This window comes from Flavobacterium frigidum, from assembly GCF_048286795.2.
This window is the reverse complement of sequence record NZ_JBLVPT020000007.1, coordinates 22,916-36,937: the sequence shown is the minus strand read 5'-3', so window position 1 is coordinate 36,937 and position 14,022 is coordinate 22,916. Positions and strand designations below refer to the sequence as shown.

At 35.3% G+C, this 14,022-nt stretch carries 13 protein-coding genes; 4 read left to right on the top strand and 9 right to left on the bottom strand.

What is annotated here, in order from left to right; translation table 11 throughout:
- Window positions 1-23: 23 nt before the first annotated feature.
- From ACNQGB_RS09165 to ACNQGB_RS09150, 4 genes are all read right to left on the bottom strand, one after another.
- Window positions 24-491 carry a thioredoxin family protein gene (locus ACNQGB_RS09165; RefSeq protein WP_417945280.1) on the bottom strand — a complete coding sequence of 156 codons (468 nt, stop codon included), beginning with the start codon at window positions 489-491 and terminating at the stop codon, window positions 24-26.
- Window positions 491-2,767 carry a TonB-dependent receptor gene (locus tag ACNQGB_RS09160; protein ID WP_417945281.1) on the bottom strand — a complete coding sequence of 759 codons (2,277 nt, stop codon included), beginning with the start codon at window positions 2,765-2,767 and terminating at the stop codon, window positions 491-493. Before ACNQGB_RS09160 ends, ACNQGB_RS09165 begins: the two co-directional genes overlap by 1 nt.
- 146 nt (window positions 2,768-2,913) lie before the next feature.
- Complete coding sequence (locus ACNQGB_RS09155) at window positions 2,914-4,149, bottom strand: GTP-binding protein (RefSeq protein WP_417945283.1); 1,236 nt, start codon at window positions 4,147-4,149, stop codon at window positions 2,914-2,916.
- Window positions 4,146-4,499 (bottom strand): MerC family mercury resistance protein, encoded by a 354-nt coding sequence (locus ACNQGB_RS09150; RefSeq protein ID WP_417945285.1) that lies wholly within the window; start codon window positions 4,497-4,499, stop codon window positions 4,146-4,148. The genes ACNQGB_RS09155 and ACNQGB_RS09150 overlap by 4 nt, the downstream gene beginning before the upstream one ends.
- A gap of 89 nt (window positions 4,500-4,588) precedes the next feature.
- Here ACNQGB_RS09150 and ACNQGB_RS09145 point away from each other — a divergent pair, with 89 nt between their 5' ends.
- From ACNQGB_RS09145 to ACNQGB_RS09130, 4 genes are all read left to right on the top strand, one after another.
- Complete coding sequence (locus tag ACNQGB_RS09145) at window positions 4,589-4,972, top strand: Fur family transcriptional regulator (RefSeq protein WP_309759629.1); 384 nt, start codon at window positions 4,589-4,591, stop codon at window positions 4,970-4,972.
- Between the two features lie 77 nt (window positions 4,973-5,049).
- Window positions 5,050-6,921 carry an Nramp family divalent metal transporter gene (locus ACNQGB_RS09140; RefSeq protein WP_417945287.1) on the top strand — a complete coding sequence of 624 codons (1,872 nt, stop codon included), beginning with the start codon at window positions 5,050-5,052 and terminating at the stop codon, window positions 6,919-6,921.
- A gap of 149 nt (window positions 6,922-7,070) precedes the next feature.
- Complete coding sequence (locus ACNQGB_RS09135) at window positions 7,071-7,724, top strand: metal-dependent transcriptional regulator (RefSeq protein WP_417945289.1); 654 nt, start codon at window positions 7,071-7,073, stop codon at window positions 7,722-7,724.
- A 44-nt stretch (window positions 7,725-7,768) separates the two neighbouring features.
- Entirely contained in the window at window positions 7,769-8,182 is a 414-nt protein-coding gene (locus ACNQGB_RS09130; protein WP_417945291.1) for a hypothetical protein, read from the top strand.
- 2 nt (window positions 8,183-8,184) lie between these two features.
- Here the strand turns inward: ACNQGB_RS09130 and ACNQGB_RS09125 are convergent, their stop codons facing one another.
- The 5 genes from ACNQGB_RS09125 to ACNQGB_RS09105 form a co-directional block, all read right to left on the bottom strand.
- On the bottom strand, window positions 8,185-8,313 hold the full coding sequence (locus ACNQGB_RS09125) for a FeoB-associated Cys-rich membrane protein (RefSeq protein WP_472777100.1): 129 nt from the start codon (window positions 8,311-8,313) through the stop codon (window positions 8,185-8,187).
- 127 nt (window positions 8,314-8,440) lie between these two features.
- Window positions 8,441-10,699, bottom strand: coding sequence for a TonB-dependent receptor family protein (locus ACNQGB_RS09120; RefSeq protein ID WP_417945293.1), 2,259 nt, complete (start codon window positions 10,697-10,699; stop codon window positions 8,441-8,443).
- Window positions 10,700-10,820: 121 nt separating this feature from the next.
- The gene (feoB, locus tag ACNQGB_RS09115; protein ID WP_417945295.1) at window positions 10,821-12,920 is read right to left on the bottom strand and encodes a ferrous iron transport protein B; all 2,100 of its coding nucleotides are present in this window, start codon (window positions 12,918-12,920) and stop codon (window positions 10,821-10,823) included.
- Entirely contained in the window at window positions 12,920-13,159 is a 240-nt protein-coding gene (locus ACNQGB_RS09110) for a FeoA family protein (RefSeq protein WP_417945297.1), read from the bottom strand. Before ACNQGB_RS09110 ends, feoB begins: the two co-directional genes overlap by 1 nt.
- 168 nt (window positions 13,160-13,327) lie before the next feature.
- Window positions 13,328-13,993, bottom strand: a complete 666-nt coding sequence (locus tag ACNQGB_RS09105; protein WP_417945299.1) for an SCO family protein — start codon at window positions 13,991-13,993, stop codon at window positions 13,328-13,330.
- Between the last annotated feature and the right edge of the window lie 29 nt (window positions 13,994-14,022).

Here is a 14,022-nt window from a genome sequence, read left to right as displayed (position 1 = left end):
CATTTCCCCAAAAATAAACAATTTTATTCTTTTAGTTTGGCTAAAATCAGCTTAAATTCTTTTGGTTTTAAGTAGCCGCTATGCTGAAAAATAATCTCGTTTTCACTATTCAAAACGCACAAAACAGGAAAGTGCAATTGCTTATTTATTGTTCCTAGTGCAATGGCCAGTTCATGTGTTCCAGAAGTATTTCCCGTGGGTTTGAATTGAAAAGTGGTTTTATTGAAAATAATAGTTCGCTTTTCTTCGGCATTGAAATCAATAAAATAGAAAGCGTTGTTGAGTTCTTCGATAATTTCTTCGTTTTTGAAAGTGGTGTTTTTCATCGCTTGGCAAAATTGGCACCAATCAGTTTGAATGAAAACAATCGTTTTTCTCTTTTCGATACGTTGTAAACTGTCGATTTCTTCGAATGAAATAGACTGCAACTGCGCAAATCCTGGATGAATCGCAAAGCATAATAACAACACTAATAAGAGATTTTTATTCATTATTTTAAATTATAACGCAGTCCAAAAAAGCTTCTGATTCCTTGGTTCGGTCCATAGACATACGTCGTATCAAATGTTAATCCATACGGGTTTTCGGGCGTTGCCAGTACTTGACCGTTCGTATCATAAATCACATTTTTATCAAAAGGATCATTGGTTCTTGCAATTAAAAAGGGGTTATTTTGTTTAGGCAAAAAGTTCAACAGGTTTTTAATTCCGGCATAAAATTCAAAGTGTTGCAAGCCAGAATACGTAAATTGAATGTTTTGCAAACTGTACCAAGGCGATTCTGGAGCACGAGGATCTAAAGCGCTTAAAAGTGGTAATTGCATCGGGCTGTACACATTGCTGGTGTAGTCAATATTCAAATCGATAGCTTGAATTTTATACGAAACACTCCAAGTTGCCGTAAATTTTTCGGTTAGAAATGGTGTTTCTTTTTTGCCGTTTTCCAGGTTTTTATTGTCTAACAAAGAAGCACCTGTAATAATCTTTAGACCATTTGGAAAATTAAAATCAATATTCGTACTGATTCCTTGACTTATCGCGTAGCCATTGATGTTGTTATAGATAATTTGGTTGGGATTTGTATCGTAATCCGATACAATTTTATTGCTGAATCGCGTATGAAAAAACGAAGTTTCAATGCCAATAAAGGTGCCGTTTTCGAAATTTATTTTCTTGATGAAATTCAAATTGGCATTAATAGATTGTTCTGGTTTCAGGTTATTAGCGATTACTATTTCACGTGCGCCAGTCAACGCTGCATGATCTTCGGTAAATAAATTCACCACTCTAAAACCCGTTCCAGCATTCAAACGAATGATATTATTGTCGTTCAATTTCCATTTGTAAGCGATTCTTGGCGTTATAATGCTTCCGTGAATTGAGTTGTAATCATAACGCATTCCCAGTAATAGCTTTTGTTTTTCGGTGAATGTAATTTCGTCTTGAATAAAAATTCCCGGTAACCACGTTTTCTCCGGATTATTGGTTCCTAGTTTTGAAGTTGCCGGCGTATTGTCATCGTAATAATTGTATCGTGTGGCAATTCCGGTAAGGAAGTCATGATTTCCTATTTTTTTGTCCCAAGTCAATTGTAGAAAACCAATTTTTTGATTCGCAATATAACTTGTTGTGCCGTATCGGCTGTCCTGAAAATGTACGTTTCCTGAAAAAGACAGCATCAGTTTTTCCTGAAACGGCAATTGGTAACTTCCTATTAATTCTGCTCGTTTGGTATAAATGCTTTCGCCATAGATTTCGTCACCGCCACGATGTTTTTTCTCCCAACGCACATCGCCACCAAAACGATCTTCATAAACGCCACGCGCGGCAATGGTGAACAAGCGATTTTCTTTTCTGTCGAAAGTCCATTTTTGAAAAAGGGAAATTCGGTCAGAAAGAGTAACATCAGTAAAGTTATCTCCGTCGTTATCAATTTTTTGATTGTATCTGAAATAATTTAAACCTAAAAGTGCCGTGGCTTTCTTGCCAACATTGAGTTTTACGCCTAAATCAAGATTAGTTTCCAACCAAGAAGTAGAAAACACATCAGCAGAGAATAGGGGAGCATTTGTTGGATTTTTGGTAATAATATTGATCAAACCGCCCACGGCTTCGCTGCCGTACAAAGAGGAAGCGGGACCTTTTACGATTTCAATTCGTTCTACTAGTGAATTTGGAATTCCAGATAATCCGTACACTGTAGATAAACTGCTCACGATGGGCATTCCGTCGATTAAAACCAAAGTATATGGGCCTTCCAAACCATTAATATGGATGTCACCCGTATTACAAACGCCACAATTCAGTTGCGGTCGTACGCCATTTACGTTTTGTAAGGCTTCATAAATGCTAGCTGTTGGGTTTTTCTTGAAAAATACTGGAGAATACACTTCTACTGGAACCGCACTTTCTAATCGTTTTACTGCTTTTAATGTTCCCGAAACAACGACTTCGTTAAGTTGGTTTTCTGTACTTGAAAGTTCAAAATCCAGAATGTTGTTTTCATTATTTTTGACCGTTATGCTCTTCTTTAAACTTTGAAAACCTACTGCTATAATTTGTATTTTATAATTTCCATCATCAATATTATCGATACTATACTTTCCTAAACTATCTGTTTGGGTGGCGTATTTTGTTCCAATTAAAAAAACACGAGCTTCTGCAACCCGTTTTTTATCAGATGAAATTATTCCGGATAGGCTTGTTTTTTCTTGGCTGTAGCCAAAATGGACTAGTAAGATTATAAACAACACGAATGTTTTTTTCACTGTACTTAATTTAAATTTAGACAAAGCTAAAAATTATATTTGATATAATAAAAATATTTACTGATATATAAATAAAAAAAGCGGTTCATCATGACAATGAACCGCATTAGCACCCAATAATTAACCAAAACGATCGGGATTTATAACTAGTTTACTAGTATTTTTTCAGTATTAATTTGATATGTGCTAGGGATAGGAAAATCATCTTTGCGTGGGAAACATCCGTCTTGCAGATCTATAATTTCATTGGCATTGCAAAGGCATTTTTCGAGTTGTTTCCGAATTTCAATTTCATTTATGTCAATGCCTATAAATACGATTTCGTTTAGACGGTCGCCAAAATTAGCAGTCCATCGTTCTTCAATAATGTCTTGGTATTCCACGAAATTGCTAAAAGTCATGCGCTCGCTTAGTGGCATGCTCGCCCACCATACACCAGCACTTTCTGCTTTCATAGATCCGCCCGCTTGACTCCAGTTGATGGCTTGTTCGGGTCTGGACGCAATCCAGCAAAGTCCTTTACTTCTTAAAACGTTCTGCGGAAAATCGACGGTTAGGTAGTGCCAAAAACGTTGAGGATGAAAAGGGCGTTCATCTCTGAAAACAAAAGATGAAATTCCATATTCTTCGGTTTCAGGCGTATGAATTCCTTCAAGTTCTTGTATCCAACCAGCTGATGATTCTGCTTCTTCATAATTGAATAATCCAGTGTTTAGAATTGCGCTTGTTGGTACTTCTCCTAAAACCGAAGTGATTATTGTTGCCACAGGATTCAATTTTTGGATTGAAGCTTTCAAGATTTCCAATTCTTTTAGAGTCACCAAGTCGGTTTTGTTCAATATAATAACATTGGCAAACTCTACTTGATCCACCAGAAGGTTTACAATTGTTCGAGTATCGTTATCAATATCCGATGCTTTCCTCTCTTGTAAAGTTTGGGCTGAGCCAAAATCTTTAAAAAAGTTAAAGGCATCGACTACGGTGACCATCGTATCAATAAAACTAAACTGAGAAAGATCAATGTTTTCCTCTTCATTAACAAATGAAAATGTTTGCGCTACGGGAATAGGCTCACTAATTCCTGAGCTTTCAATTAATAGGTAGTCAAAGCGATTTTCTTTAGCTAGTTTTTCAACCTCAATCATTAAATCTTCTCGAAGTGTGCAGCAAATACATCCGTTACTCATTTCGACTAGTCGCTCTTCTGTACGTGACAATGTGTTTTCGGCTATTATCAAATTGGCATCAATGTTAACCTCGCTCATATCATTTACAATTACGGCTACCTTTAAACCTTCTTTATTGTGCAGGATATGATTCAACAATGTTGTTTTTCCTGCTCCAAGAAAGCCTGATAATACGGTTACGGGTAATTTTCTCATTTGTGCGTGTTTTTATGATTACTGTAGTTTATCAAATGTCCTAGGATCATTCCTGCGCCATCAACTAGTAGTATATTAGTATGAATGTCTAGAAAAATTTCAATAAGTACGCTCAACAAGATTAATGTACTAGAAATTATTAGTAATAACATTACCAATAGTTTAGCGTTTTTAATACTATTTTGTACAGCCCATAGACCGACGCATGCAAATAATAAATCGATATAAGGATTGTGGGTTAAACCTATAGGTAAAACAGTTAGTAAAGGCAAAAGCAAACAATGAATAAGACACAAACTTGCAGATGATATCCCTAAAATATCCATGTTAAATAAGGTTGTTTTCTTCATTTCTTGTATATTTGCTTAATGCAATTCTGTTGCAAATATATAATTAATTTCGTTAATGCAATATAGTTGCGTTTAATTTTTTTTGAAATATGAAAACATCACGCAATACAGTAGCTAAAACGGCTATTCTAGACGTACTTAAAAATGCAGAAGTGGCGCTTTCTCATAGCGAAATTCAAACACTGAGCGATAATATTTGTGACCGAGTGACCATTTACAGGATTTTAGATCGTTTGGTTACAGATGATCTCGTACACAAAATTGTAAACTTAGACGGTACTATAAAATATGCAACGTGTCATCATAAGAAGGATCATGCAGTTCACACGCACAATCATATCCATTTTAGTTGCCTGAAATGCAATTTGTTAACCTGCTTAGATAATGTGGAGCCTACCTTTATTTTACCAGCAAATTATCAGATTAAGGAAGTAAATTTTACCATTAGTGGCTTTTGTCCTTCATGTTCCTAAATCAAGTATTTAGACAAGACTAAAAAATATATTTTGCAAACACTATTTATAGTATATTTGAACAAACCTTTTTTGTCATGACTAAATCTTTAGAAGAAGTAAATCAATCCGTTTCTACATTAAATAAGAAATCAGTATTCCGAAAAATCCTTGCTTTTTTTGGCCCAGCTTATTTAATTAGCGTTGGTTATATGGATCCCGGAAACTGGGCAACAGACATTGCAGGCGGAAGCCAGTTTGGGTATGCCTTGCTTTGGGTTTTATTGATGAGTAACATTATGGCTTTGTTGTTGCAAAGCTTGAGCGCCCGACTTGGAATTGTTACACAACGTGACTTGGCGCAAGCGTCAAGAGAAACCTATTCGCCATTTATCAATTATATATTGTATTTTCTTGCCGAAATTGCCATCGCAGCCTGTGATCTTGCCGAGGTTTTAGGTATGGCAATCGGTATCAATTTATTGTTTGACATTCCGCTGATTGAAGGGGTGCTAATTACGGTTTTAGATACTTTTTTGTTATTGTTCTTAATCAATAAAGGCATCCGAAAAATGGAAGCTTTTATCATTGTATTGGTTGCTATCATTGGCTTTTCCTTTATATTCGAAATGATATTTGCTCAACCAGAACTGGATAAAGTATTGTTTGGATTAATTCCTTCGATGCCTAATGAAGCGGCATTGTACATTGCTATTGGAATTATTGGAGCTACGGTTATGCCCCACAACTTATACTTACATTCCTCTTTGGTACAAACCAGAAAATTCGAAAGAACTACGGCTGGAATCAAGCAGGCTTTGAAATACAATTTCATCGATTCTACCATTGCATTAAATTTAGCTTTTCTAGTGAATGCAGCGATTTTAATTTTGGCTGCAGCCACATTTTATAGAAACGGAATGTTTGAAGTGGCCGAGATTCAGGATGCACATCGTTTTTTAGAGCCGCTTTTAGGAAGTAAACTGGCTCCCATACTATTTGCGGTAGCCTTGATTGCTGCGGGACAAAGTTCTACAATTACGGGAACTCTTGCCGGACAAATTGTAATGGAAGGCTATCTTAATTTACGCATTCAGCCATGGGTTAGACGAATCATCACAAGATTAATTGCCATTGTTCCTGCAGTTATTGTAATTACTATTTATGGGGAAAGTGTTACAGGAAAATTATTGATTTTGAGTCAGGTTATCTTGAGTTTGCAACTGGGTTTTGCCATTATTCCGTTGATTCATTTTGTAAGCGATAAATCTAAAATGAAAGGATTTCATATTGGAAAAGCGACGCAAATCGCTTCTTGGATTATTGCAACAATTATTGTTTCATTAAACGCTAAATTGGTTTTTGACGAAATAACAGGCTGGCTAGAAACCTCCGAAAATCCACTATTGTTATGGTTAACGGTGGTTCCTTTGGCTTTTGGTTTTTTGATTTTGTTGCTGTACATCGTTTTCAAACCTTTTATTGCCAAAGCTAAAATAGACATACAAAATCATTCGCCGCATAGTTTAAAACTGCAATTTTCTAAATCGGGAAGTTATACAAAAAAGAATATTGCTGTTGCAGTTGATTTTTCTAGTGCAGACGAAGTAGCTTTAAATAATGCTTTTGAACTGGGCGGAATAGAAGCAAAATACACCTTGATTCACGTGGTAGAAACCGTAGGAGCTATGATTTACGGGGAAAATATCGATGACCATGAAACGCTGATTGACGAAAAATTATTAGAAGAATACAAAGTAATATTGACCGAAAAAGGCTTTCAAGTGGAAACGAAGTTAGGTTTTGGAAAACCAAATCGAGTAATTCCAGAACTTATTAATGCTGGAAAGTTTGATATTTTAGTAATGGGAACGCACGGTCACACTGGATTCAAGGATTTGATTTTTGGAACTACGGTAAACAAACTGCGCCACAAAATTTCTATTCCGTTACTGATTGTTAAAAATTAAATTCCTGTGCTGAATCTGTTTCAGTATCAGGAGCTATTTCCTGCTATTCGCTATATCTTTTCCTGCTTAAAAAAGCAGGAAAAGGATACCGCTTCTATCAGGGCTAGGACATTTGGAATCAAAAACACTATTCATCAATCTCAAATCAAATGACATTTTCAGAAGAGAACTATCTTAAAACCATATACCATCTTACTATTATTTCAGATTCAGAAATAAGTACGAATGCGATTGCCGAAAAAATGGAAACCAAAGCTTCGTCAGTGACTGATATGCTCAAGAAATTAGCCGAAAAAGACTTAGTGAATTATAAAAAATACCAAGGCGTTTCCTTGACAGATCACGGTAAAATAGCGGCAAAAATGATTGTTAGAAAGCACCGTCTTTGGGAAGTTTTTTTAGTTGATAAGCTTGATTTTTCTTGGGATGAGGTTCATGATATTGCAGAACAACTGGAACATATCAAATCAGAAAAACTCATCAACAAACTGGATGATTTTCTGGGAAATCCTACCGAAGATCCGCATGGAGATCCTATTCCGGATGCAAACGGTCAAATTGTTAAAATCGAAAAGCAATTGCTCTCTGAATTGCACGAAAACCAAGCAGGAATTTGTGTTGGCGTTAAAGACACTTCATCCGAATTTTTAAAATACTTAGACAAACAAGGCATCGCCTTGGGTTCTAAAATTGAAATCATAGGAAAGGAAAGTTTCGATTTGTCATTGAAAATTCAAGTTGATATGCGGGATTTGTCCATTTCGAATAAAATTGCCAGTAATCTTTTTGTGAAGGTAACATAGTATATTTGGCCTATCTTTGAGTGAATCATTTAAAATAGTTGGTTATGAAAAATATAGTATTGTTATCATTTTTATTGTTTTGTACATTTAGTTTTTCACAAATAGCCGCAGAGAAAGTTTCTATTGCAAAAATTACTCAAAAAAAGTGTTTCAAGAAAAAGGGATTTACTTTAGTTTTAAAAGAAGTTGTATCGGATTCTCGATGTCCTGAGGGACTAAACTGCATCTGGGCAGGAGAAGTTACAGTATTACTTTCGGTATATAAAGATTCAAAATTAGTGGAGGATAATACCATGGTTTTTTCGACGAAAAATCAAGAAGAGAATAAATTATGGTTTTGTAAATATTTGCCTGACAATCAAAAAAATCTAAAAAGTGTTCAAGTTTTGCCTTACCCGAGTAAAGATGAGCCAATCGATAAGAAAAAATACTTTATTAAAGTTTCGTATTTGAAATAGAATTAACTACAACCACAATCTCCATTACCGCAATCCCCATCAGATTTTTTCTTTTTAAAAAAGAATTTTTTAATGAGAAAACCCAATGCTATGGCAAGGGCACTAAAAGCTAAAATTTCTTGAAAATCCATACTGTAAAAATAACAAAAAGCAACCGATTAAGGTTGCTTCTTTGAGTTAAAGGAAATACAATTTTTACCTGTATTTCTTGTAAATTGCTTTTATCCTATTTTGTTATAAGATGAGTTCGTTACATCGTTAGAATTTTGCTCCAACAGATATAAAGAATGTTCTTCCTTCGCCTGGTAAAATACCTGGACCTGGGTAACCTCCAGCTCTTCTAGTTGCGTAGGTTTCATCAGTTAGGTTATTAATTCCAGATCTAAGATTGTAATTTTTTAGGAATTTATATTCAGCTGATAAATCCATTACAGTATACCCTTCTAACAAACCTATTACTCCGGTTGCTGATGGTGTAGTTGTATTATTGGCATCGGTATAAATTTTTCCTGATGTTTTGTATTGTAATGTCGTAGAAAATTGGTTTTTGCTCCAGCTGATACCAAAATTATGAATGTATCGCGGTGCGTTTTCAACTCGTTTTCCAGCTAAATTATTTTCTGTAATTTTTATGTCTGGTTTTGTTCCTGATGGTGAATTAAATTTGAAATCGGTATATCTTGAGTCAATGAAACTTACCGTTGCAAAAACGTCTACATTACCATACAAAGCATCAACATCAAATAAACGGGTTACATTTAGATTAACAAAACCTTCTATTCCTTTATTAACGGTCTCGCCTAAATTGGTTCTGTAAATAAAGGTAACTTCACTTGGATCGTCATTTCTAAATTGACTGATATCACCAATCCTGTTGTTGTAACTAAGATAAAATAAGCTAAAATCAAAGTTCAAGTAGTTTTTAAATGTTCCTCTATATCCTAAATCAGCATTGTATCCGCTAGCGTCTTTTAAGTTTGGATCAATTACAACAGTAACTGCTGGTGGAGTAATATCAGAGAACAATACAGGCCTGTAGGCTTGCGTTATATTGGCGTATACATTTGTGGTTCCCATTTTATATTCCATTCCAATTCCAAATAACGGTTGGTTGCGCGTAATGGTTTTGTTTTCAAAAGGTACGTCTGCGCCATCTTTTACACCAAATCTTCCGCTTCCGTTTGAGGAAATATATTCATATCGAACTCCAGGCGTTACACTAAATTTTGGAGTTATTTTAAATTGATTTTCAACGAATAATGCGATGTTCTCAGTGGTGAAAGTAAGGTCTCTCTGGTATTTACCTTCAATTGATAAATCGAAATCAGATCTTGTTGTGCCTTTACCTTGTTGCTGTCTTTGTGTTTCAGCAGTATAATAACGAGCACCAAAAGCTACATTATTTTGAGTTTTCCCGATGTTATATTGATAAATATTTCTGTTTTCAATACCATAGTTTTTATAAAAATCTCGGTCTACTCTCCTGTTTTCGTAATCATTAGTTGCAGTAATAATAGCATCTGCATTATTAGGAGTTTTAACAAAACCAACACTATTTCTTTCCCCTAACAATCCAAAAACTTTGGTGTTTGAACGTAAACGTTCACTGATTTTAGTATCAAAGTTCAATGCTACTAAATTCCATGGCGTTCCCAACCAGTTTCTCTCGCGAAACGATTGTCTTGCATTAGCTTTAAACTGATCGTCAGTCAAACCGCCTGATTGTTGCATGGCGTAATCCATATTGGTGTATTCAGCAGACAACTTAGTGTTTTCTGTGAAAGCATATTCTAAGAATACGTGCGAGTTTCTTACTTTGTACTTGCTGTTATCTCTCCATCCATCAGCGCTTCTAGAGTGATTGTAGGCATAGTATGTAAATTTATTGATTTTTCCTCCAATGGCATTGTAGCTGCTCATTAAGTTGTAGCTCCCTACCGTATTTTGCGTTTCAAATGTGAATGCTTTTTTGTCTTCACGTTTTAGTACATAATTTACCATCCCTCCAAACTGTGGGCCAAATTGTAAAGATGCGCCTCCACGAACAAGTTCAATTGTTTCAACAGCTTCTAATGGCGGATTGTAATACGCTTCAGGATAGCCAAAAACGTCAGATGAAATATCATACCCGTTTTGTCTGGTGTTTAATTCCCAGCTTCTGTTAGGACTTAATCCGCGAACTCCAATATTAATTTGAATTCCAGATCCGTCATTTTCCCAAACTGTAACTCCCGGAACTCTTGAAAATACTTCGCGAGCATTATTCGTAGTTAAATTGGCAGTGATGCTGGATAATTTTAAAACTTCATTTTTTTTACCCGAAAAAAGAACAGTTCCTTTTATTTCAGGTTGTCTTTCTGGACTTTGTTGTATTGGTGTTACAACAACATTTTTAAGAGTGACCGCTGCCTCATTTCGACTTTTAATACTGTCTTTTTGGGCTTGCGTTAGTTCCTTTTCTTGTGCAAAAATAATGGATGTAAGTAGTAAAGTTGCGGCAAGTAAATTATTTTTCATTTTTATTTAGATTGATTCTACGGCGCAAAAGTAATACACTAATGTTATTTAGACAAATTAAAAATAAAAAATTTTTAAGAATTAACGTTTGTTTATTTTAGTTGCAAGGTGTTGAGGTCCGCTATTTTAGCATTTGATAGGTGATTAACGCGACTACATAGGCAAAGCCGGACATGAAGATCAATTGTCCTACAGGCCATTTCCAAGAATTGGTTTCTTTTTTAGTTACCGCTAAAGTACTGGCGCATTGCATGGCAAAAGCATAAAACAACAACAACGAAATTCCAGAGGCAAAATTGAATATTTTCTCTCCTGTTACGGGATTAATTTCGGCTGCCATTTTATTCTTAATAGTTACTTCGTTATCGCTTCCACCTACGCTGTAAATGGTAGCTAAGGTTCCCACAAAAACTTCTCTCGCAGCAAACGAACTAATAATGGCAATTCCTATTTTCCAGTCGTAACCCAACGGAGAAATAGCAGGTTCGATGGCTTTTCCCATGATTCCGATATAGGAGTTTTCTAGTTTTTGTGAAGCGACAGCATTTTCAAATTCGGATTGTGGCAACGGATTGTTTATTGTTTTTTCAGTGATAATTTTTTCTGCGTTATTGAATTTTTCTCCGGGTCCGTAAGAAGCTAAAAACCATAGAACTATTGATATAGCGAGAATAATTTTACCCGCACCAAAAATAAAAGCTTTGGTTTTTTCGATAACATTGATGCCAACGTTCTTGAAAAGCGGCAATTTATAATTGGGCATTTCGACAACAAAATATGTTTTTCCTTTTATTTTTAGAATTTTATTCAAAATATATGCTGAGAAAATTGCCATACCAAAGCCCAATAAGTACAACAACATTAATGTCATTCCTTGCATGTTTAGAAAACCAAACAAGCGTTCGTCAGGAATAACAAGTGCAATAATAATTGCGTAAACAGGCAGTCGAGCGGAACAAGTCGTGAACGGAGTTACTAAAATTGTTATCAGTCGTTCCTTCCAGTTTTCGATGTTTCTTGTGGCCATTATAGCAGGAATAGCACAGGCAGTTCCAGAAATAAGCGGCACCACACTTTTGCCCGATAAACCAAATTTTCGCATGATTTTATCCATCAAGAAAACCACTCGGCTCATATAGCCACTTTCTTCTAGAATGGAAATAAACATAAATAAGAAAGCGATTTGCGGAATAAAGATCAAAATTCCACCAATTCCAGGAATGATTCCCTGAGAGATCAAGTTGGTCAGTACGCCAGCAGGCAGGTTTTCGGCAGCCAATGTGCTTAATGAGGCAAAAGACGCATCGATAAAGTCCATCGGAATTTTAGACCATTCAAATATGGATTGGAAAATGATAAATAATATCAAAAAGAAAATGACGTATCCCCATACTTTATGAGTAAGAACGCGATCCAGTTTGCTGCGGTAATCTTTAGCTATTGTGGTGTCTATATTCAATCCTACTTTGAGCACATCATTGATAAACTGATAGCGTTTGATGGTCTCTTTTTGTTGCAATCGTTTTAAATCGGAATGCGATTTTGTAAACGAGTTGCGAATTTCATTTCGATCTAAATTTAGGAAGTTAACATCTTGCGTGATGACCAACCATAATTTATACAACAACTGGTTGGGAAACGCTTTGCGCAATCCGTTAAAATAATCTGGATCAATCACAGATGCATTCAAACAAGGTTCGCTTGAAATGGTTTTGTAACTGACAATCAGTTTTTTTAATTCATCGATTCCAAAACCTTTCCTAGAACTGATTAGTGCAATTTTTGTTTTTAAATGCTCTTCAAGGTATGGAATGTCTAAGGTAATTCCCTTAAATTTCATTCTATCAGCCATATTGATGACTAATATAGTGGGAATTTCAAGGTCTTTTATTTGCGTAAAAAGCAGTAAGTTTCGTTTTAAGTTTTCTACATCTGTAACAACAAGCGCAACGTCTGGGTATAACTTGTCATTTTTGTTAAGTAGCAATTCAATAACTACATTTTCATCAATCGAGCTGGCATTTAAGCTGTATGTTCCGGGTAAGTCCAGAATATTAGCTTTGGCATTATTGGGTAATTTGCAAAATCCAATCTTTTTTTCAACCGTAATTCCGGGATAATTCCCCACTTGCTGATTCAATCCTGTCAATTGATTAAAAACTGAGGTTTTGCCCGTGTTAGGATTCCCAATTAAAGCAACATTGATGTTTTGATTGGTCATTATATATTGGTTTTTAAAATTTCAACTTCGATCTCACGAGCAGTTTCTACTCGTATTGCAACGTGTGAGCCATTAATGTTAAGGTATAAAGGATCGCCAAAGGGAGCAACTTGAAGGAGTTCGACTCTATTTCCAGGCAAACAACCCATTTCTAGTAATTTCAACGGAACAATATCAATATCAAAATCTTTGATAATGGCCTTTTCACCTTTTTTTAGAGAATGTATCGTTGTTTGCAAGTCTTATTTAGATTGAATTAAGATTGCAAAAATACATATTAATCCCCTAAAAAAAATCATAATTGATAATTTTTGATTCTTTTTGGATGAATTTTAAGAATGGTTAATTGTTTGTTCAGCTGCGATTTTCAATCAGATTGTAAGAGACTTAAAAGTCATTTCAAGTTTCTAATTTGTACTTAAAAAAGTAATGTCTTCGATAAGTCGCTTGATATCGTCTTTGTTAGTCCCGTCATAAAAACCACGAACTCTTTTTTTGGTATCGACCAAAACAAAATTTTCGGTATGCACCATATCGTATAATTCACTTGGCTTGCCCAACTTGACAGCCAAGTAGGATTTTCTGGCCAGCGTGTAAATTTCCTTTTTGTCTCCAGTTACTAAATTCCATTTGGCATCATTTACCTGATTTTTTTTGGCATAAGCCTTCAAAACGGGAACACTATCAGTCTCTGGAAAAACGGTAAAAGACAGTAATTTCACTTTTGGATTATTGGCGAACGCTTTTTGAATATCGGATAGATTGGTTGTCATTTTTGGACAAATAGAACCACAAGTAGTAAAGAAAAAATCAGCAACATATATTTTGCCTTCGTAATCTTTCTGGGTGATGGTTTTCCCGTTTTGATTGGTAAATGAAAAATCAGCAATCGTGTGGTATTTACTGATGTATTGCACGGTGCTATCCACTAATTCTGGGTTTACATCTGCTGGATTGTAAATAAGCAGTGTTTTTTTTGGCTTTAAAGCCGAGTAAAATAAAGTTAATATGATTGCTGAAAGCACAATAAAAACTCCAAAAAAGAGACGGTATTTTTTTAGAAAATCGGACATAGTGTTATTTTGATGCAAAAATACGAAAT